Genomic DNA, 314 nt, shown 5'->3' on the forward strand with positions numbered 1-314 from the left:
CTTGTTAGGCCCACCATTATAGAACTTAAAACTCTAATATCTAATACGGGGCTATAGCTCAGCTGGGAGAGCGCCTGCCTTGCAAGCAGGAGGTCAGCGGTTCGATCCCGCTTAGCTCCACCATCAATTGGAAACAATGGATACTTGAAAGTTTAAGAAGAAGATGATAAATTAAACATTGTCGTCTTTTTATGTACCTTGAAAACTAGATAGCAAGAAAAGCAAGGCAAAAATAGGTTAAGCTACAAAGAGCGCACGGTGGATGCCTTGGTGCTAGGAGCCGAAGAAGGACGGGACGAACACCGATATGCCTC

1 tRNA gene and 1 rRNA gene are annotated in these 314 nt (G+C 44.6%); both read left to right on the forward strand.

From position 1 onward, the window contains the following. The first annotated feature begins 47 nt into the window (after positions 1–47). A tRNA-Ala gene (locus TEPIDINF_RS14855) sits at positions 48–123 on the forward strand. A 112-nt stretch (positions 124–235) separates the two neighbouring features. Further along, positions 236–314, forward strand: a 23S ribosomal RNA gene (locus TEPIDINF_RS14860); the annotation flags it as partial.

Source organism: Tepidibacillus infernus (assembly GCF_048898065.1).
Classification (GTDB): Bacteria; Bacillota; Bacilli; order Tepidibacillales; family Tepidibacillaceae; genus Tepidibacillus_B; species Tepidibacillus_B infernus.